This window comes from Arthrobacter jiangjiafuii (assembly GCF_018622995.1).
In the GTDB taxonomy this organism is placed as follows: Bacteria; Actinomycetota; Actinomycetes; order Actinomycetales; family Micrococcaceae; genus Arthrobacter_B; species Arthrobacter_B jiangjiafuii.
Genome location: NZ_CP076022.1, coordinates 2,563,416 through 2,582,783, shown reverse-complemented (window position 1 = coordinate 2,582,783; position 19,368 = coordinate 2,563,416). Strand labels below are relative to the sequence as shown.

Below are 19,368 nucleotides of genomic sequence, written 5' to 3'. Positions count from 1 at the left end.
GATTGCTCCCAGTCTAATGGCTGGGACGCCCGCCCTTCCCGGATTCCGCCGAGGGCGGGGCATCAGCGGCGCGTGCCAGCAGGGCCGCGGCTGATCTGGCCCTTTCGCGCAGCTCCGCCGGAGCCAGGATCTCGAATTCGAGGCCCAGCCTGGCCAGATGCATCAGCGGCAGGTCCAGGGAGTCCCAGCCGCCGCGAAGGATGGTCGACCCCGGACCGTCGTCCTCCAGGGCGGCAACCTCCGGGGGAATCCGGTCCCGCAGTTCGGCCAGCGGCAGCGCCAGCCGAAGGACGACGTCGTACCGGTAAGGGAAACGGGTAATGGAGTCCTGGACATAGGCGGCCATGTCCTTGGCGGGCAGGGGACGGGGGAAGAACCGCTCACGGACCGCCGGGATGCTCTGGCACCGGTCCATGCGGAAGGTGCGCCAGTCCTGCCGTTCCAGGTCCCAGGCCGCCAGATACCAGCGCCGGCCCGTACTGACCAGCTTGTATGGCTCGACCAGGCGCCGGCCGGCCGAAGCGCCGGCAGCGGTGTAGCGGAAGGCGACAACACGTTGTTCGGCAATGGCACCGGACAGCGCGGTAAGCGTCTGCGGGTCCACGCTCGCAGCGTTACCGCCCAGCACGCTGACGGACTGGCGCAGCGCAGAGAACTTGGGCCGCAGCCGGCCGGGCAGGACCTGCTCCAGCTTCGCGAGGGCCCGCACCGACGCCTCGCCGATGCCGGAAACCGGCCCGGTGGCGACCGCCGCCAGCCCCAGGGCGACGGCCAGGGCTTCGTCGTCGTCCAGCAGCAGCGGCGGAAGCTGGGCGCCGGATCCGAGCTGGTATCCGCCGGCGAGGCCGGGGGACGCCGAGATCGGATACCCCAGGGTGCGCAGCTTGCTGATGTCCCGGCGGACCGTGCGTTCGGTAACGGTCATCCGTTCGGCCAGGGCGGCACCGGTCCACTCGCGCCGCAGCTGCAGCAGCGACAGCAGATGCAGCAGTCGGGCTGAGGTTTCCAACATGGACACCAAGATACTCCGGCCTCAGGACAGGAACTGTCCTCGTCTGTAATTACTCCGGGTCAGGGTCGAGAATTGCCCATTGGCGGGATTACGGGCTCTTCCGAAAGGCGGGAACGTGATGGAACAGCACGAGGGACCTCAGCACGCGGCACCTCAGCACGGGGGAACACAGGCGGGCAGTGACGGCGCTGGCTACGCGGGGACATTGGACCTGGGCGGGGAGCTGGCGGACCAGCTGCGCTGGCACTGGGAGAACCAGGCCCGGCCCCGGCTGGAGGGGCTGACGGACGAGGAGTATTTCTGGGAGCCGGTCGCCGATTGCTGGAGCGTGCGGCCCAGGGGCACGGGCTCGGCTCCGGTGCAGGCCGGTCACGGGGACTTCACCATTGACTTCGGGTTCCCGGAACCGGTGCCGCCGCCCGTGACGACCATTGCCTGGCGGATCGGGCACCTCCTGGTGGGGGTGTTGGGCGTCCGAAACGCCGCGCACTTCGGCGGCCCGCCGGTCAACTACGAGGACTTTGCCTATCCTGGAACCGCCGCAGAAGCACTCGGGCTCCTGGATGAGTACTACGCCATCGGAGCCGTGTCCGCGATGGACGAGGCTGCGCTCGCCGCCCGGTGGGAGCAGCAGAGCGGCACTGGGCCGATGCCCCGATGATGACGCTGATCCTGCATATCAACCGGGAAATGATCCATCACCTGGCGGAGGTGGCGCTGCTGCGCGACCTGTATGCCCATCGGCCGCTGTCCGGCTAGGGATGCAGGCAGGTTGGGAGCACAGGCCCGGTCAGGAGTTCAGGAGGGGCGTGCAGGAAGGAGGCAGGTCACCGGATTGGTGGCAGGTAAGCCATCTTCATGTACCCGTCCCGTGCGTCGCGCAGGGTGCCGAAGGATGTTCCGGGGCCGGTCTCGTTCCATTCATGGTGGGAGGGCACTGACGGCAGGTGGCCGGTGCCGTCCCGTGACACGGCACGAACGGTCGCGGCCACCAGCAGGAGAAGCAGGATGGTGCTGGTCAGGAGAAGGAAAGTAGCCATGTGTCCATGGTCGGCGCGGGAGAAGAAACAAATAAGTGGCAGAAACGACCGTTAACATCAAAATGCTGCCAACCTTGTTCCATGCTCAAATCCGTATCCTTGATCGTGCTCGACGGCGTTGCTCCGTTCGAGCTCAGCGTGATCGCCGAAGTCTTCGGAATCGACCGTTCGGAGCGGGGGACCGGCGTCCCCGCGTTCGACTTTCGAATCTGCACCGTTACACCCGGGGTAGTGGAGGCCAAGACCGGCTTCAGCATCAATGTGCCCGCCGGCCTGGAAGCCGCCGCTGACGCCGACCTGGTGGTCATGGCTCCGGTCGGTGACGCCGGTTCTGCCCAGATGGCCGCCCCACCCGAGGTGCACCAGGTTCTTCGCGAAGCTCGGGACCGCGGGGCATGGGTCATGAGTATCTGTTCGGGGGCGTTTGTCCTGGCCGAGGCCGGCCTGCTGGACGGCCGCTGCGCGACCACTCACTGGATGTACTCGGCTGACCTGGCCGCAAGATACCCGGCCATCTGCGTGAATGAGGACGTGCTCTACGTCCAGGACGGAAACATCATCACGAGCGCCGGGACGGCGGCCGGCATCGATGCTGCCCTGCACCTGGTGCGGCTTGAGGTTGGAGCCAAGGCTGCGGCGGCGATTGCCCGCGACATGGTGGTGCCGCCGCACCGGGAGGGCGGGCAGGCCCAGTACATAGACCGGGCCGTGCCGGAAGTGGACTGCGAGACCCTGGGGCCCGTCCTGGAATGGGTGGGCGAGCATCTGGCGGACGAGCACACGGTCAAGGAACTGGCTTCCCGGGCCGCCATGTCTCCGCGGACCTTCGCCCGCCGGTTCCGCGCCCAGACCGGAACGACGCCTGCCGCCTGGATCAACGCGCAGCGGGTCCTCCGGGCACAGGAACTGCTGGAGGACACAGACCTTTCCGTCGAGGATGTGGCCAGGATCAGCGGCTTCGGCCAGCCGGAGCTGCTGCGCCACCACTTCCACCGCGACGTCGGAGCCAGCCCCGCAGCGTACCGCCGCACCTTCCGTGGCGGGGCCGGCCGGCGGGCGGCCGGCGCAGCGCCCTGACGAACCCATTGCGCTGCGTACCGTCCGGTCGGTACGCTCGGCTCATCATCCCAGAGCACGCCTGAAGGAGAGCCATGACCGAGGCACCGACACCACCGGACCAGCGCACCGCCGTCGTCACCGGAGCAGCACGCGGCATCGGTGCCGCCATTGCAGCCCGGCTCGCAGCCGACGGGCACCGCGTGGCCGTCCTGGACCTCCGTGAGGAGGACACAGCCGCCACTGTGGAAGCGATTAACAACTCCGGCGGCAAAGCGGTGGGGGTGGGAGCGGATGTCTCCGATGCCGATGCCGTCGCGGCCGCCGTCGGCCGTATCGCCGCCGAACTCGGTCCGCCCACCATCCTGGTCAACAACGCGGGGATCCTGCGCGACAACCTGCTGTTCAAGATGACCGACACCGACTGGGACGCCGTCATGGGTGTCCACCTGCGCGGGGCGTTCCTCATGAGCCGGGCGGTGCAGGCGCACCAGGTGCAGGCGCAATGGGGCCGCATCGTGAACCTCTCCAGCACTTCGGCACTGGGCAACCGCGGCCAGGCCAACTACGCCGCTGCCAAGGCCGGGCTGCAGGGCTTCACCAAGACCCTGGCGATCGAGCTGGGCCGCTACAACGTGACCGTCAACGCCATTGCCCCGGGCTTCATCGAGACGGACATGACCCGGGCGACGGCGGAACGCGTGGGCGTGCCATATCCGGATTTCGTTGCGCACGCCGTGGCTGAAATTCCGGTGGGACGTGCCGGGGCACCGGCGGACATAGCTGCCGCGGCATCATTTTTCGTCCGGGAGGACGCCTCCTTCGTCTCCGGACAGGTGCTGTACGTCGCCGGCGGACCGAAGGACTGACGATGGCACACTTCACCTCGGTGGACGAGCTGGAAGCAGCCATCGGGCAGCGTGAGGCCAGCGAGTGGATCACCATCGACCAGGAACGCATCAACCGGTTTGCCGACGCCACCGACGACCATCAGTGGATCCACACGGACCCTGTGCGTGCTGCTGCGGGGCCGTTTGGCGGCACGATTGCCCATGGTTACCTGGTGCTCTCGCTGCTGCCGGCGCTGGCCTCGGGACGGATCGGCTTGGAGGGCACCGTGATGGGCATCAACTACGGGCTGGACCGGGTGCGCTTTCCCCACCCGGTGCCCGTGGACAGCCGGGTCCGGGCGGTGTCAGAGCTGGTTAAGGTGGAACGCACCGGGGCCGGGATCCGGGTGACTTCAACCGTCACGATGGAAATTGAGGCAGTGGACAAGCCGGCAGCGGTGGCGGAATCCATCTCGCTGTACGTCCTGGGCTGAGGCCCGGAGGAGCGGACCCCAGGCCACGCGGAAGGGACCCGCCCGTCGGAAGACGGGCAGGTCCCTTTCCTTGTGCTCGCGGCTTGTCCGCTACTGGGGGATGCCGTTTTCCGGCATCGTCGTGCGGTCCTCGGTATAGGGGCTGACGGAGTCCCCGTCCACGGAGTACGGCGTCCCGGTATAGGCCTGCACGCCGCCCGAGACCAGCGTGATCATGCCACCGGTGTAGCCGGCATGGCTGTCCGCGCTGAAGCCGAGCGGAACATGGCCGTTGCCTTTGACATTGCCCGATTCCAGGGCCTCCAGCAGCGACTCCCGCGTCGGGTTCTCTCCGGCTTCCTGCAGTGCCTCGACAAAGAGGTAGCCCAGCGACATTCCGAAGATGGTGTTGCCGTCAAACTCCGCTCCCGGGTTGTACTCCGCGTTGATCTCGGAGAACTTCGCCGTCCACTCGTCGTCCGTGTCGGAGTAGGAGGGCAGGTAGTTCGCGCTGATGAAGCCTTCGAGCAGCTTGTCGGTGTTCTCCCCGAGGTAGCTGGACAGGGTGTTGTAGTCCCCGCCGGCGGAGGAGGCGGCCCACTTCGGGAAGTAGCCCAGCTTCGCTGCCGTGCCGATGGCCTGGGCGCTGAAGCCGTTGATCGAGGCGAGGAAGTTCACCTCGCAGCCGGCCGCCTGCATGGCGCTGATCTGCGCGGCGACGTCGGTGTTGGCGGTCGAGTAGACCTGCGAGCTGGCGAGTCCGTCGCTGCCCAGGGCCGACTCGAGCCCGGTCTTGAAGTCCGCACCGAAATCGTCGTCCTGCCCGAAAAGGCAGTACGTCGCGTCCGGAAACTCCTCCTGCACATAGGTGGCCAGGACCTTGGCCTCGGTGTCGTAGTCCTGCATGAAGCCGTAGGTGTACGGGTACTTTTCGGGCTGGTTCCAGGTGGGGCTGCCCGAGGCCACGAACAGGTCCGGCACCTCGTTGTCGTTCAGGAAATCCAGCACCGAGCTGTGCGGCGGCGTGCCCAGTCCGCCCAGGATCGCGAAGACCTCGTCCTGCAGCACCAGTTCCCGGACCACGCTCTGCGTGTTGGCCGGGTTGTAGCCGTCATCCTTCACGCTGTATTCGATGGTGCGGCCGTGCACACCGCCGTTGGCGTTGACGTAGTCGAAGTAGGCCTTTGTGGCGGGGGAGATGGACGCGTAGCCTGCGGCTGCGGGTCCGGTCAGGGGCTGGTGGGTGCCCACCGTGACCGTGGTGTCGGTGATGCCTGGAACATCTTGTGCTTTCTCGGATTCACCGCCACCGGACCCTCCACAGGCGGCGAGGACGAAACTCGCCGTGACGGCGGCGGCAACGGCGGTGTACTTGGAGAGACCGGGCTGGGAACTAGTCATCGCTGACCTTTCGTGGTGGATAGATTCTCTGGCGGGGCTGGGTTGGGGGCTGATGGTGCGGATTCAGGGTTGGCGTTACCGGGGCCGGTGGACGCGGCGGCACCGGGATCGGCACGGGGATTGACGACGACGGCGGCGGGTGTGGATGGTGCTGCGGCAGCCGCCGCGGCCGGGGAGCGCCGGCCGCGGATCCTGCGGACGGCCGCTGACAGCAGACCCTGGATGCCCCGCGGCGCGAGCAGGATCACCAGCACGAGGACCGTGCCAAACACCGCGATGGCCAGGTTTCCGTCCAGCCGCGACGCGACGTCGGCGGAGACCGGCAGGCCGGCGGTGAGGGAATTGATGCTGTAGGGCAGGAACACCATGATCAGTGCTCCCCAGACCGCACCCGTCAGCGACCCGATGCCTCCGATCACGGCTGCCATGAGCAGATACAGGGACAGCACCAGGGAGTAGGCTCCCGGGCTGGCGCTTTGGGTGGTGTAGGCCAGCAGCCCGCCGCCCAGGCCTGCCGCCGCGGCGCTGACGGTGAAGGAGAGGATCTTGGTCCTGGCGACGTTGATGCCGGAGAGTGAGGCGGCGGCGTCGTTGTCCCGCACCGCCCGCAGCTGCCGGCCGAACCGCCCGCGCAGCAGGTTGTTCAAAAGCACCATGACGGTGACGGCGCACAGGATCGCCAGCCAGGCCTGCCACTGCTCGTTGCTGACCATGCCGCGCAGGGAAGCCGGGCGCTTCTCCACCGTGATCCATAGTCCCTGGTCACCGCCGAGCACCGTCGAAAAGGTGCTCGTGACCGCAGGGATGGCCACCACCAGGGCCAGCGTGAAGCCGGCCAGGTACGGTCCGTGGAGGCGTCCGGCCGCCAGACCGATCACCAGCCCCAGTACCGCCGAGCCCAGCACGGCGGCGGCCAGGGGGCCCAGCAGCAGGAGCGGACCCTCGATTCCGGTCCCGGCCAGCGCATTGGCACTGAGCGCATAGCAATACGCCCCGCAGGCCATCAGGGCCGCCTGTCCCAGCGAGAGCTGCCCGCCGGTTCCGGTGAGAACCGTCAGTCCCGCGACGGCGCACAGATAGGCGCAAACAGTTGCCAGCTGATAGGAGGTAAAGGGTTCAACCGCAAAGGTGGCACCGATCAGCAGTGCAGCTGCGGCGGCTGCGGCCAGCAGTGTTTTCAGGGGGCTCATACCGTGCGCTCCTTGGTCATCGAGAACAGTCCGGCCGGGCGCAGGAGCAGTACCGCGAGCAGGAGCACCAGGACGGCGATGGGTGCCAGCGTGGCCCCGAGGTAGCCGCTGACCCAGCTGAGCACCACGCCCACGGCCAGGCCGCCGGCCACGGCTCCGCCGGAGGAATCCAGTCCGCCCACCACCGCGACGGTGAACGCATAGACAAAGACGGTGTCCACGGCGTGCGGGTTCAGACCGAGTTCGGTGGGAATGATCAGCAGGGCGGCCAGGGCTCCGACGGCGGAGGACAGCGCCCAGCCCAGGGTCAGCATGCGGGAGGACCGCACCCCGAGCAGCCGCGCCAGGTCCGGTGCGAAGGCAGCGGCGCGCAGCCGCAGTCCGAGGGAGGTCTTGGTGAAGAGCAGGGCCAGCCCCGCCACGATCACGGCGATGCAGGCGAAGATGAACAGGTCATAGGGGGAGACAGCGCTGATCCCGCCGATCGTCAGCGGGGTGGTGCTGAAGGGGGTGCCCAGAGACTGGTAGCCGTTGCCGAAGACCATGCCCAGCACCGCCTGGATGACCAGCAGCAGCCCCAGCCCGGCAATGACGGAGTTTAGCGGGGAGGTGTTGCCCACGAAGCGCATCACGGTCCGTTCCACCAGGGCGCCGAGCACCAGCCCGGAGATAATCGCCGAGGCAAGCCCCAGCCAGTAGCTGCCGGTGGCGGCCGTGACGGTGAAGGCGACATAGGTGGTGGCGACGGCCATGGCACCCTGGGCGAAGTTCACGATCCGGGCGGCACGCCAGATGATGACGAGTGAGAGGGCGAAGGCAGCCAGCACTGCACCGCGGGCCAGCCCGTCGACGGTAAGGAAAAGAAATCTGTCCATCAGAACCCCAGGTAGGTGTGGCGGAGATCGGTATCCGCGGCCAGGTCGGCGGCGGGTCGGGAGGCGACGACGGATCCCAGGCTGAGGACGACGCCGTCGTCGGCAACAGCGAGGGCGCTGCGGACGTTCTGCTCGATCAGCAGCACGGTCAGGCCGGTGTCGTCGCGGAGGCCGCGCAGCATTCCCAGGATCTGGGCGGTCACCCGTGGCGCCAGGCCCAGCGACGGTTCATCCAGCAGCAGCAGCCGGGGACCGGCCATCAGGGCCCGGCCCAGGGCGAGCATCTGCCGTTCCCCGCCGGAGAGCTGGTGTCCGGGGGCCTTGCGGCGCCGGGCCAGGGGCTCGAAGAGCTCGTACATGCGGGCGAGCAGGGCCTGGGCGGCGGCGCGGTCGCGGCGCCACAGCCCGCCCAGGCGGAGATTCTCGTCCACGGTGAGTTCGGTGATGACCCCGCGGCCTTCGGGCACCAGGGAGATGCCGCGGCGTACCATGTCCTCCACTTTGGTGCCGGCCAGATCCATGCCGTCAAAACGGATGCTGCCGCCGGTGGGCCGCAGCTGCCCGATGATGGTGCGCAGCAGGGTGGTCTTGCCTGCGCCGTTGGCTCCGACGACGGCGGTAATGCTGCCCGCTGCCACGTCCAGGCTCACGCCGTGCAGGACGGGGACGGGACCGTAGCCGGCGCTGACCGAGTCCAGGGACAGAAGGGCGCTCATACCGGTTCCACCCCCAGATAGGCGTCGGTGACAGCCTGGTTGGCGCTGACCGCAGCCGGGGTCCCCTCGGCGATCAGCTTGCCGAAGTCCAGCACCGCGATGCGCTCGCAGACGCTCATCACCAGGTCCACGTGGTGTTCCACCAGTACTACGGAGCAGCCGGTGGCAGGGACCCTGCGGATGATCTCCGCCAGTTCGTCGATATCGTCCTGCGCCAGGCCGCCGGCCGGTTCATCCAGCAGCAGCAGGCGCGGGCTGCCCGCCAGTGCCCGGGCCAGGGCTGCTTTTTTGCGGATCCCGTACGGCAGGGTGTCCGGCAGGGCGGCGGCATAGGTCACGATGCCCAGCTCATCCATGGCCTGCAGTGCGCCCTCCCGCAGCCGTACCTCGCCCCGCCGGGAGCGGGGGAGCAGCAGTGCATCCTCGGCCATGGTGTGTGTGGCGGTGCCTTCCAGGCCGAGCATGACGTTGTCCAGCACGGTCAGGCCCGGAAACAGGCCCAGTCCCTGCAGCGTCCGGGCCACCCCATGGCGGGTCAGGAGGCGGGGCAGGGGGCGGAACGGCTTGCCATCCAGCTCCAGGGCTCCGGCGGCGGGTGCGGTGAAGCCGCAGACCACGTTGAACAGGGTGGTTTTTCCGGCTCCGTTGGGGCCGATGATGCCGACGACGGCGCCAGGCGGGACAGCGAAGGACACCGCGTCCAGGGCGGTGAGGCCGCCGAAGCGCACGCTGATGTCGGTAAAGCGCAGCCGGGGTAAAACCGACTGGTCGGTATGTAACTCTTCCAATGAGGACTCCGTTGTCTCGGCAAGAAGGGATACTGCAGGAAGGGTGGCGAGGGTAGGGGTGTGCGCGGAGGCTACAGGGTCAACACCACCCGCCCTGCGGTGGTGCCGTCACCCAGGCGCTGGATGGCGTCGGGTGCGTCTTCGAACGGGACGGTCTCGGTGACCACCGGGCGGATCAGTCCCTTGTCCGCCAGGAGGGTGAGCTGCTCATGGGCCTCGGACACCAGTTCCGGCGCCTTTTTGGCGTACAGGGCCCAGTGCAGGCCAAGCAGGGCGTAGTTCTTGACCAGCGCATGGTTCATCCGGGCGGTCTGCAGCGTGCCCCCGGCAAAACCAACCACCACAATCCGGCCTTCAAAGGCGATGCAGCGGGTGGAGCGGTCAAAGGTGCTCCCGCCGACGGGATCGTAGATGACGTCGGCGCCCCGGCCGCCGGTCGCCGTGTTGACCACCTCGACGAAATCCCCGGTGGTGCGGTTGATGACCAGATCGGCACCGGCTTCTTCGGCAACCAGGCGTTTGGCCTCGTTGCCCACGACACCGATTACGGTGGCGCCGGCCGCCTTGCCCAGCTGGACCGCTGCGGTTCCGACACCGCCGGCTGCGGCATGCACCAGCAGAGTCTCGCCCGGGGCGATCCGTGCGCGGCGGTGCAGCCCAAAGTATCCGGTCTGGTAGCCGATGCACAGGGCTGCCGCCTCGGCGTCCGAAAGGGACTCCGGCGCGGGAAAGGCCGACGCCGCGGGCACTGCAACCTCCTGCGCCATCACCCCGAGGTGCGAGGCGACAACGCGGTCGCCCACGTGGAAGCCGGTGACGCCCTCGCCGATTCCGATGACTGTGCCGCACAGTTCAATGCCCGGCACGAAGGGCAGCGGGGGTTTTTCCTGGTACTCGCCGCGGCAGAGCAGTACATCGGGGAAATTGAGCGCGACGGCGCGGGTGGCCAGTACCAGCATGCCCGGCCCGGCGGCGGGGGAGGGGGCCTCGACCAGCCGCAGTGCGTCCCGGGGTTCTGCGTTGGTGACGACGTTCCAGGCTTTCATAGTGCTGCTCCTTCGGAGTGGGCAGGCCGCAGCCCGGTGAGGTAGAGGTCGGTGATCTGCTTGGCCACCTGCTCCCTGGTCAGGGGTCCGGATGGCTGGTACCAGAAGGAGAGGTAGTGCGGGTTGGCAAAAAAGTTGGCTACGAGCACGGCGGTGGGAATGTCGTCGCGGAAGACTCCCTCTGTCTTTCCGCGGGTAATCAAGGCTCCGAAGACCTCGTTGTACTGGCGCCGCCGGACTTTGACGTCCTCCATCCGGTCGGGGCTGAGCATGTGCTGGGAGCGGAAGAACACCGCACCTTCACGGATCCATTCGATGGAGGTGACGATGACGTCCTCGCAGACCAGGCGGACTGTCTCGCCGACGGGCAACCCGCGGTCCGTTATTTCATGCAGGTTCCGCAGCTGGAGGGTGAGGATCCGGTCGTAGATGTCGAAGAGCAGGTCATCCTTGGAATTGAAGTAGTGGTAGAGCGCGCCCTTGGTGACGCCGGCCGCGTCAACGATCTGCTGCACGCTTGTCTTCGCGTAGCCCTGGCTGGCGAAGAGCTCCACGGAAACCCGGGTGAGCTCTTCTTTGATGTTCATGGTTTTCATGGGGCGCTGATCCGTGTTTCTCGTGTCTAACAGGTGGAAAGTGGCGGGCCCAAGCGGAACCGACCGGTTGGTATGTGATAGACCATACCGCCAGAATCGCCGTGCGCAAGGGGATTCGCAGAATAATCCCACGGACCTTTTGCGACGGGTCAGGAGCGGGGTATGTTCCGCAGGTTGCTCCGGGCCATGCTGACGGCCTCTCCGGCACCCCGGTTCAGGACAACCCTTGACATGGCGGTGGCGAAGCCGAGGACCTGCCCGGGGGTGATCTTGGGCGGGATGGACAACGCATTCGGATCGGTGACCAGTTCCACCAGTGCCGGGCCCGGGTTATCCAGCGCGTCCCGGTAGGCCTGCATGATGTCGCCGGGATCGGTGACCCTGACGGAGTGGAAGCCCATGGCCGCGGCAATGTCCGCGTAGTTCACGTCCAACACGTCCACTGCGAAGTCGGGCAGGCCGTCCACAAGCATCTCCAGCTTCACCATGCCCAGGGTCGAGTTGTTGAACAGCACCACCGTCAACGGCAGGTCATACATCCGCGCGGTCAGGAGTTCGCCCAGCAGCATGCCCAGACCACCGTCGCCGCTGACAGCGATCACCTGGCGGCCCGGGTAGGCGAACTGGGCGCCGACGGCGTGGGGAAGGGCGTTGGCCATGGACCCGTGCAGGTAGGAGCCGATGAGCCGCCGGGTCCCCAGCGGATTGATGTACCGGGCGGTCCAGACATTGCACATCCCGGTGTCCGCAGTGAAGACCGCGTCTTCAGCGGCTGCCTGATCCAGCAGGGAGGCGGCATATTCGGGATGGATGGGCCGCATGCGCTCAACGTCCCGCGTATAGGCACCAACCGCCTTGTTCATCAACCGGTCGTGTTTCCTGAGCATCTCCGTGAGGAATGCATCGTCCTGTTTCTGCTCCACCAGCGGCAGAAGCGCCTGCAGTGTGGCGGATACATCCCCGTGGACTGCAATATCGACGTCGGTGCGGCGCCCGAGCCGCTCGGCGGCCCGGTCCACCTGCGCGGGGGTGGTCCCGGGCAGGAACTGGTTGTAGGGGAAGTCCGTGCCCAGGAGGATCAACAAGTCAGCGTCTTCGATCCCCTCAGCCGCGGCGCCGTAGCCCAGGAGTCCGGTCATCCCCACGTCGGACGGGTTCTCGTACTGGATGAAGTCCTTTCCCCGCAGGGAGTGTCCAATCGGGGCATGGACCTTCGCGGCGAATTCGGTCACGGCGTCATGCGCCCCCTGGACTCCGATTCCTACAAACAGGGCGACCTTCCGGGCCCGGTTCACCGCGTCCGCCAGTGCCCGCACGCTCTGCGCTGCGGGCACCACGGTGGCCGGCATGAAGTGCGCCGGCGCCGGGGTCGGTGCGGAGGCATCCTGTCCGGCGATGTCGCCGGGGAGCGTGATCACTGAAACTCCGCTCTTCGCGAGCGCATGCTGGATGGCGCTCTGCATCACCCGGGGCGCCTGATCGGTGCTGCTGATCAGCTCGGAATACACCGAGCACTCATTGAAGATGCGGTCCGGATGCGTTTCCTGGAAGAAGCCGCTGCCGATCTGCACCGTCGGTATGTGTGAGGCGATGGCCAGCACGGGCGCACCGGAACGGTTGGCGTCATACAGACCGTTGATGAGGTGCAGGTTGCCGGGGCCGCAGGAGCCGGCGCAGACCGCCAGCCGGCCGGTTAGCTGGGCCTCTGCGGAGGCGGCAAAGCTCGCCGTTTCCTCGTTCCGGACATGAATCCAGTCGATGCCGCCTTTTTTGGCTCCTCCCGTCCGGCGGACGGCGTCCACTATCGGATTGAGGCTGTCCCCGACTATCCCGTAGATGCGTTGGACCCCTGCGGAGCGAAGCTGGTCGACGAGCTGGGTGGCGAGCGTTTTGGCCATGACGACTCCCGGTGTGCCGAAGGTGGCTCCAATGCTAGGCCGGGGATGGTCCCGAAGGGAGGCCCGGCAGCCTGACGGGCAGATCCGCACCGGAAACGGGCCGGGTCCCTGGAGAGTCCGGCCGGCGGGCACCCAGGCAAAAGAAAACACCCCGATCCGAAGATCGGGGTGTTGCTCATCCTTTTTGGTGCCCTCGATAGTGTCTGGATTCACGACATAGTTCACACATGAGTCGGGACATCGTTTACAGATGCCACTTCACCGGTGAGTCGCGACATGCTTCACACCCGGCCCCGGTCCAGAATCGGCCATGTCAAAGCAGAAGGTCATCGTCCTGTCCGTCACAGAGCAGGGCCTCAGCATCTCCGAGGCCGCCCGCCGCTACGGCGTGAGCCGCCGCTGGGTCCACGTCCTGATCCGCCGCTACCGGGACGGCGGCACAGCAGCCCTGACACCGCGCTCCCGCCGCCCGCACAACAACGCACACCGCATCCCGCCCCCGACAGCTGACCGGATTAGGTCCCTGCGCCGGGACCTAACCGCAGCGGGCCTGGACGCCGGTCCCGTCACCATCGCCTGGCACCTCGCCAGGGAAGGCATCACCGCGCCCTCCACCTCAACGATCCGCCGGATCCTGCACGCCGCCGGTCTGATCACCCCAGCACCCAGAAAACGGCCCAAATCCTCACTTCACCGCTTCGAAGCCGCCCAACCGAACGAGACCTGGCAATCCGATTTCACCCACTGGCCGCTGGCCGACGGCACCGATACCGAGATCCTGAACTTCCTCGATGACCACTCCCGCTACCTGCTCGCCTGCACCGCATACCGGCCCGTCACCGGAACCGCCGTCAGCGAGACCTTCCTCAAAACCGCCAACCAGTACGGGCTGCCGGCCTCCACCCTGACCGATAACGGCCTGGTCTATACCTCCCGCTTCGCCGGCGGCAAAGGCGGCCGCAACAGCTTCGAGAACCTCCTGCACGCCCTGAAGATCACCCAGAAGAACGGATCCCCGGGCCACCCGCAAACCCAGGGAAAGATTGAACGCTTCCATCAAACCCTGAAGAAATGGCTCAGCGGCCAGCCGCGGGCAGAGACCCTGCAGGACCTCAACGCCCAGCTCGAAAAGTTCCGCCATATCTATAACCATGAACGTCCGCACCGCGCGCTGGACCGGAAAACACCCGTCCAGGCCTACAACGCCACCGTCAAAGCGGTACCGCTGACAGCCCGGCAGGGAGGTCATTGGCGGGTCCGCGTGGACCGGATCGACACGACCGGGAAGGTCTCACTGCGCTACGCAGGCAGACTGCGACATATCGGGCTGGGACGGGCCTACGCCGGCAAACACATCCTCATGCTCATCCACGAACAGGACATCGTCATCACCGAAACAGCCACCGGAGAGATCCTGCGCGAACTGACACTGGACCCCTCACGCGACTACCAACCCAGACAAAAGAAAACACCCCGGTCCGAAGACCGGGGTGTTACCTATGTCGCGACTCATCCGTGAACGATGTCTCGACTCATCACATTGGTGCCCTCGATAGGATTCGAACCTACGGCCTGTTGCTCCGGAGGCAACCGCTCTATCCCCTGAGCTACGAGGGCAAGGAGGCCGGTAAACCGGCAGCTCCTGTGGGACTCAAGAAGCTTAGCAGGTCAGGCGCGCCGTGGGAAAACGCCCCGGAAACCGAGTTGAAAACACTCCCAAACCGGCCCGGTCAACTCAGTATCCGAGGAACGCGTCCGTCCGCACCGAACGCCCGCCGGCCCCCCGGACCGCGGCCCGGGCTGCGGCCACTGCGGCAGGAGAGCCTGACACGTAGGCCGCGCGCGAAGCCACGTCCGGCACCTCACGGGCAAGGGTCTGGGCATCGGGCAGGCCGGGGCCCAGCCAGGTCCACCCGCTGATCTGCGGATCCTCCGGGGTGCAGACCAGGACGCGCAGTCCCATGCCGAGCAGTTCGGCGGCGTACGCCAGTTCGTCAGTGGAGGAGGCCGCATACACGAGGACGACGTCGCGCGGGACGGTGCCGTCCGGCCCGCCGCCTGCAGCGAGGGACCGCAGCTGGCTCATAAACGGGGTGATGCCGATGCCGGAGGCGACCAGCAGCAGCGGCACGCCCCGGTCCCGGGGCAGCAGGAAGTCTCCCGCCACGGCCGTCGCGGAAACCACCGCTCCGGGCTTCAGCTTCAGCAGGGCGGTCTTGAACGAGCTGACCGGTTCGGCGGCGCGCAGCCCCACGGCCACGGTGCCGGGGTCTTCCGGGGCAGTGGTCAGGCTGAAGATCCGCCGGGTGCCACGGGCATCGGCGGTGCCGTGCGGAAGGCTCAGCTCCACGTACTGGCCCGGCTGGAACCGCAGCGGACGCACGGGTTCGAACACCAGCTCCCGGGCGGTGGGGGTGAGCGCCCGGTTCTCCCGCAGGCGCAGCCGGATACCGGTGCGCGGGGCCAGGGCAAAGGCCAGCAGGTTTCCGGCAAGCAGGGCCAGCTCGGGGGACATAAAGACCGGCCCGAAACTTAGCGGCACGGCAAACAGCACGCCGACGACGGCGGCCTCGGCCAGCCGCTGGAGGCGCCGCGGCGGCAGGGTCAGCGGCTCGGACAGCATGAAGCCGGCGAAGAACACCACCGGATAGGACGCCAGCAGTGTCCACAGCGCAGCGGGGAGGGTTTCACCGGCGGCAATCATCCGCACCGTGATAATGACTCCGGCGGCCAGCAGGAACACCCCGGCCATTGGCAGCAGCCGGTTCCGGTACAGGATCAGTGCTGCAGCCGGGAGCACGGCCACCAGCATCAGCGGTGCCGCCACCCACCAGGCCGCAGCGCCCAGCCCGGTCAGGGCCAGGACCGCGGCCCCCAGGGCAGCTGGGTTGAAGATGTGCCGCCCACGCCAGACCAGCAGGTATTTGGAGGCGGTGGCGGCGCCGGCGGCCAGCGCCACGGTGAGCAGGGCACTGCCCTCGGTGCTTGGCCACAGCAGGAAGTAGAGCAGCAGCCCGGTGATCAGCGAGGAATCCGTCTGCGGCCGGGTCCGGAAAAGAAGCCCCATGACGCGGCTGGCGACCAGGGCGGAGACGACGGCGGTGACGGCGGTCGCAGCCAGCGCTGCCGGGGTGTAGAAGAGTGCCCCGGCGAAGGACAGCACAAAAGACCAGGCAGTAATGCCCAGCAGCAGGAACACCGTCAGCCGGTACATTGTCCAGCGGCCGGTGAAGGCGTCCAGCCGTCGGGTTACCGGCGTGGGCAGGGAAAGGCTCATGAAAACAGGACTCCAGCCATGGCATCTGAGAAGGTGGCCCGGCCGTCCGAGAACATCCGCACATAATCAAAGGCGAATTCCTCGGCGAGCCGGGCGGGGTCGGTGAAAAACAGGGCGGTCGCCAGCCCGTCGGCGCTCATGGCGTCGGCGGCGAGCACCCAGGTTGCGGCCACAGCCTGCACGGGGCGGCCGGTTGAGGCATCGAGAATATGGTGCAGGCCATCGCCCCAGGCCCGCCGGTTCGCTGCGGATCCGCACAACGCCCGGTCCCGCAGCGGGACAACGCCGATGGCGCGGGTGCTGTCGTAGGGGTGTTCCAAGGCCACCTGCAGTGCCCGCTGACCGGCATGCCGGAGATCCGATCCCGCGTCCACGGTTACGTCCGAGTGCCCGGCGGCCTGCAGCAGGTCAAAGACCAGATCCACGAGCTGGCCCTTGCCGGCGGCGCCGATGTCCAGGGTGGCCGGTTCCGTGGTGTGCAGCTGCACCTGCCGGCCCGCGGTTTCCCAGGAGGCGGCGGCCCGCCAGCCCGGCGCCGGTGACGGGGCGGAGGCGGCAAAGGAATAGGCGGCGTCGTACCCGAGCTTTTCCAGCGAATGTCCCACCAGGGGATTGACTGCCCCATCGGTGAGCCGGTGCAGGGTATCGAACAGCGACAGCAGCGGTGCGGCCGAGGGCGGCAGCGCCACGGTTCCGGCGGTCCGGGCCAGCGGCGCGATCACCGAATCGGAGCGGAACCGCGAATAGGTGCGGTCATATTCTTCGACCAGCCCGGCCACTGCCGCGCGGACCGGTGCCGCCAGCGGGGCTGCCGTAGTGATGGTCCATGCGGTGCCGATGGCATCGAAGCTCAGGTCCGCCATGGGGGCCGGCGGGTCAGTTCGCGGCTTCGGCCCGGATTGTCTCCAGGGCCTTGTTGAAGCCCTGGCTGGTGAGGGAGGAACCCGCTACCTTGTCGACGTCGAGCTCGTCGAGGCTCTTGCCGATGACCTGCTCCTGCACGCCCGAGGTGAACTCGCGCTGGTACGCCTTGGAAGTGGGGTGGTTTCCCGAGGTGGTGACCTCAAGCGCCGTGACGGTGTTGCCTTCGAGGGTCATGGTCACGTCCACCTCCTCGGTCTGGTTCGACGGCGGCGTGTAGCTGCCCGAGGCCGTGTACTCGCCGTCGGCGTAGCTGCCGGCCGCGGCGCCCCCCTGGGGAGCAGCGCTCTGCGGTGCGGCAGAGGCGGACGTAGCGGGCTCCTGCGCGGCGGGGGCTTCCTCCGCGGCCTGTCCCGCGCACGCGGTGGAGACCAGGGTCAGGGAGGCAGCGGTGAACAGCAGGGTTTTGCGTGAGGGGGTCAAGATCTCTCCTGGTGCAGGGGGTTCTGGGGCAGGGCGTCCGTATCCATTACAACGTATCCAAGCACCGGCTGCCTGTGCACGTGCTGTTGCCTTGGCCACCACCGCTGCGGCGGCCGCGCACCGCAGCGTCACAGTTCGCGGAACGCCCTGCGCCCGGCGGCTATGCTTAACCGGTGACTCCTGAAGAACTTTCCTCCGCCGTAACTGCCTGCCTCCAAGACGCCATCGATGCCGGTGACTTCAGCATCGACGCGCCCCGGGAGGTGCGTGTGGAGCGCCCCAAGAACCGCGACCACGGCGACTGGGCCACCAACATCGCGCTGCAGCTGTCCAAGCAGGCCGGCATGAACCCGCGCCAGTTCGCGGAAATCCTCAAGGGACGCCTTGAGAAGATCGACGGCGTGGCCAAGGTGGATATCGCAGGGCCCGGCTTCCTGAACATCACCCTCGCCGCCGGTGCAGCCGGCGAGCTGGTCAAGACCATCGTCGACGCCGGAGAGTCCTACGGCACGTCCGAGGTGCTTAAGGGCACCCGGATCAACCTCGAGTTCGTCTCCGCCAACCCCACCGGCCCCATCCACCTGGGCGGCACCCGCTGGGCCGCCGTCGGCGACGCCCTGGCCCGCGTGTTCCAGTCGCAGGGGGCCGAGGTCACCCGCGAGTACTACTTCAACGACCACGGCGCGCAGATCGACCGCTTTGCCCGCTCGCTCCTGGCCTCCGCCAAGGGTGAGGCCGCACCGGAAGACGGTTACGCCGGCGCCTACATCGAAGACATCGCCAACCGCGTGCTCGCGACGGAGCCCGGGATCACCGACCTGCCCGACGCCGAGGCACAGGAACGCTTCCGGGCCATCGGCGTGGACCTGATGTTCTCCGACATCAAGGAATCCCTGCACAACTTCGGCGTGGACTTCGACGTCTTCTTCCACGAGGACTCGCTGCATGAAAACGGCCAGGTGGACAAGCTCCTGGAGCAGCTCAAGGGCTCGGAGAACCTGTACGAAAAGGACGGCGCCTGGTGGCTGAACTCCAGCCAGTTCGGCGATGACAAGGACCGCGTGGTCATCAAGTCCGACGGCAACGCCGCGTACATCGCCGGTGACATCGCCTATATCCAGAACAAGCGCGACCGCGGTTTCGACCTGAACTTCTACATGCTCGGCGCCGACCACCACGGCTACGTTGCCCGCCTCAAGGCCGCGGCCGCCGCCCTGGGCCACGACCCGGCCTGCGTGGAGGTGCTGATCGGCCAGATGGTGAACCTGGTCAAGGACGGCAAGCCCGTGCGCATGTCCAAGCGCGCCGGTACCGTGGTGACGCTGGAAGACCTGGTCGATGCCGTGGGCGTTGATGCCGCACGCTACACGCTGGCGCGTTTCTCCGCGGACTCCAACATCGACGTCGACCTGGACCTGCTGACCAAGCGCAGCAACGAGAACCCGGTGTTCTACGTCCAGTACGCCCACGCCCGCACGCACGCCCTGGCCGCCAATGCCGCCGCCGCCGGCGTCGACGATTCAGCCTTTGACGCGTCCCTGCTGACACACCCGACCGAAGGCGCGCTGCTCGCAGCGCTGGGACAGTATCCCGGCGTCGTCGCGCAGGCCAGTGCCTTCCGCGAACCGCACCGCGTCGCCCGGCACCTGGAAGTCATCGCCGGCACCTACCACCGCTGGTACGACGCCTGCCGCATCGCCCCGCAGGGCGACGAAGAGATCACCGACGTCAACCGCACCCGGCTGTGGCTGAACCTCGCTGCCCGCCAGGTCCTGGCCAACGGCCTGGGCCTGCTGGGAGTCTCCGCTCCGGAACGGATGTAGTCC

At 67.4% G+C, this 19,368-nt stretch carries 19 protein-coding genes and 1 tRNA gene; 6 read left to right on the top strand and 14 right to left on the bottom strand.

Translation table 11 applies throughout. The features are described from left to right. Positions 1-13: 13 nt before the first annotated feature. Positions 14-1,012: a helix-turn-helix transcriptional regulator gene (locus KKR91_RS12100; RefSeq protein ID WP_210231296.1), complete on the bottom strand. Its 999-nt coding sequence runs from the start codon at positions 1,010-1,012 to the stop codon at positions 14-16. A 118-nt stretch (positions 1,013-1,130) separates the two neighbouring features. Here KKR91_RS12100 and KKR91_RS12095 point away from each other — a divergent pair, with 118 nt between their 5' ends. Then, positions 1,131-1,673 (top strand): DinB family protein, encoded by a 543-nt coding sequence (locus KKR91_RS12095; protein ID WP_337925337.1) that lies wholly within the window; start codon positions 1,131-1,133, stop codon positions 1,671-1,673. 166 nt (positions 1,674-1,839) lie between these two features. Here the strand turns inward: KKR91_RS12095 and KKR91_RS12090 are convergent, their stop codons facing one another. Next, on the bottom strand, positions 1,840-2,052 hold the full coding sequence (locus tag KKR91_RS12090) for a hypothetical protein (RefSeq protein ID WP_210231297.1): 213 nt from the start codon (positions 2,050-2,052) through the stop codon (positions 1,840-1,842). A gap of 81 nt (positions 2,053-2,133) precedes the next feature. Between KKR91_RS12090 and KKR91_RS12085 the strand changes: the two genes are divergently transcribed. From KKR91_RS12085 to KKR91_RS12075, 3 genes are all read left to right on the top strand, one after another. After that, positions 2,134-3,129 (top strand): helix-turn-helix domain-containing protein, encoded by a 996-nt coding sequence (locus KKR91_RS12085; protein WP_210231298.1) that lies wholly within the window; start codon positions 2,134-2,136, stop codon positions 3,127-3,129. A gap of 74 nt (positions 3,130-3,203) precedes the next feature. Continuing rightward, a complete protein-coding gene (fabG, locus tag KKR91_RS12080; protein WP_210231299.1) occupies positions 3,204-3,977 on the top strand; it encodes a 3-oxoacyl-ACP reductase FabG in 774 nt (257 codons plus the stop codon). Between the two features lie 2 nt (positions 3,978-3,979). Next, the gene (locus tag KKR91_RS12075; RefSeq protein ID WP_210231300.1) at positions 3,980-4,432 is read left to right on the top strand and encodes a MaoC family dehydratase; all 453 of its coding nucleotides are present in this window, start codon (positions 3,980-3,982) and stop codon (positions 4,430-4,432) included. Positions 4,433-4,522: 90 nt separating this feature from the next. Here KKR91_RS12075 and KKR91_RS12070 read toward each other — a convergent pair whose 3' ends face one another. From KKR91_RS12070 to KKR91_RS12035, 8 genes are all read right to left on the bottom strand, one after another. Beyond that, positions 4,523-5,812 (bottom strand): ABC transporter substrate-binding protein, encoded by a 1,290-nt coding sequence (locus KKR91_RS12070; RefSeq protein WP_210231301.1) that lies wholly within the window; start codon positions 5,810-5,812, stop codon positions 4,523-4,525. After that, positions 5,809-7,002 (bottom strand): branched-chain amino acid ABC transporter permease, encoded by a 1,194-nt coding sequence (locus KKR91_RS12065; RefSeq protein WP_210231302.1) that lies wholly within the window; start codon positions 7,000-7,002, stop codon positions 5,809-5,811. The genes KKR91_RS12070 and KKR91_RS12065 overlap by 4 nt, the downstream gene beginning before the upstream one ends. Next, complete coding sequence (locus KKR91_RS12060; RefSeq protein WP_210231303.1) at positions 6,999-7,877, bottom strand: branched-chain amino acid ABC transporter permease; 879 nt, start codon at positions 7,875-7,877, stop codon at positions 6,999-7,001. Before KKR91_RS12060 ends, KKR91_RS12065 begins: the two co-directional genes overlap by 4 nt. After that, positions 7,877-8,593, bottom strand: a complete 717-nt coding sequence (locus KKR91_RS12055) for an ABC transporter ATP-binding protein (RefSeq protein WP_210231304.1) — start codon at positions 8,591-8,593, stop codon at positions 7,877-7,879. The genes KKR91_RS12060 and KKR91_RS12055 overlap by 1 nt, the downstream gene beginning before the upstream one ends. Then, entirely contained in the window at positions 8,590-9,381 is a 792-nt protein-coding gene (locus KKR91_RS12050) for an ABC transporter ATP-binding protein (protein WP_210231305.1), read from the bottom strand. Before KKR91_RS12050 ends, KKR91_RS12055 begins: the two co-directional genes overlap by 4 nt. A 71-nt stretch (positions 9,382-9,452) precedes the next feature. Continuing rightward, entirely contained in the window at positions 9,453-10,427 is a 975-nt protein-coding gene (locus tag KKR91_RS12045) for an NADPH:quinone oxidoreductase family protein (protein ID WP_210231306.1), read from the bottom strand. Then, entirely contained in the window at positions 10,424-11,014 is a 591-nt protein-coding gene (locus tag KKR91_RS12040) for a TetR/AcrR family transcriptional regulator (RefSeq protein WP_237687365.1), read from the bottom strand. The genes KKR91_RS12045 and KKR91_RS12040 overlap by 4 nt, the downstream gene beginning before the upstream one ends. Before the next feature lie 158 nt (positions 11,015-11,172). After that, complete coding sequence (locus KKR91_RS12035) at positions 11,173-12,921, bottom strand: pyruvate dehydrogenase (protein ID WP_210231308.1); 1,749 nt, start codon at positions 12,919-12,921, stop codon at positions 11,173-11,175. Positions 12,922-13,231: 310 nt separating this feature from the next. Here KKR91_RS12035 and KKR91_RS12030 point away from each other — a divergent pair, with 310 nt between their 5' ends. Continuing rightward, positions 13,232-14,440: an IS481 family transposase gene (locus tag KKR91_RS12030; RefSeq protein ID WP_215057232.1), complete on the top strand. Its 1,209-nt coding sequence runs from the start codon at positions 13,232-13,234 to the stop codon at positions 14,438-14,440. 22 nt (positions 14,441-14,462) lie between these two features. Here the strand turns inward: KKR91_RS12030 and KKR91_RS12025 are convergent. The 4 genes from KKR91_RS12025 to KKR91_RS12010 form a co-directional block, all read right to left on the bottom strand. Further along, positions 14,463-14,538 (bottom strand) — tRNA-Arg (locus tag KKR91_RS12025). Between the two features lie 118 nt (positions 14,539-14,656). Continuing rightward, positions 14,657-16,198 carry a ferredoxin--NADP reductase gene (locus tag KKR91_RS12020; protein WP_210231547.1) on the bottom strand — a complete coding sequence of 514 codons (1,542 nt, stop codon included), beginning with the start codon at positions 16,196-16,198 and terminating at the stop codon, positions 14,657-14,659. Continuing rightward, the gene (locus KKR91_RS12015) at positions 16,195-17,061 is read right to left on the bottom strand and encodes an FAD:protein FMN transferase (RefSeq protein WP_210231548.1); all 867 of its coding nucleotides are present in this window, start codon (positions 17,059-17,061) and stop codon (positions 16,195-16,197) included. The genes KKR91_RS12020 and KKR91_RS12015 overlap by 4 nt, the downstream gene beginning before the upstream one ends. 13 nt (positions 17,062-17,074) lie before the next feature. Continuing rightward, complete coding sequence (locus KKR91_RS12010) at positions 17,075-17,542, bottom strand: FMN-binding protein (RefSeq protein ID WP_210231549.1); 468 nt, start codon at positions 17,540-17,542, stop codon at positions 17,075-17,077. A gap of 173 nt (positions 17,543-17,715) precedes the next feature. Between KKR91_RS12010 and argS the strand changes: the two genes are divergently transcribed. After that, on the top strand, positions 17,716-19,365 hold the full coding sequence (gene argS / locus KKR91_RS12005; RefSeq protein WP_210231550.1) for an arginine--tRNA ligase: 1,650 nt from the start codon (positions 17,716-17,718) through the stop codon (positions 19,363-19,365). The last annotated feature ends 3 nt before the right edge of the window (positions 19,366-19,368 follow it).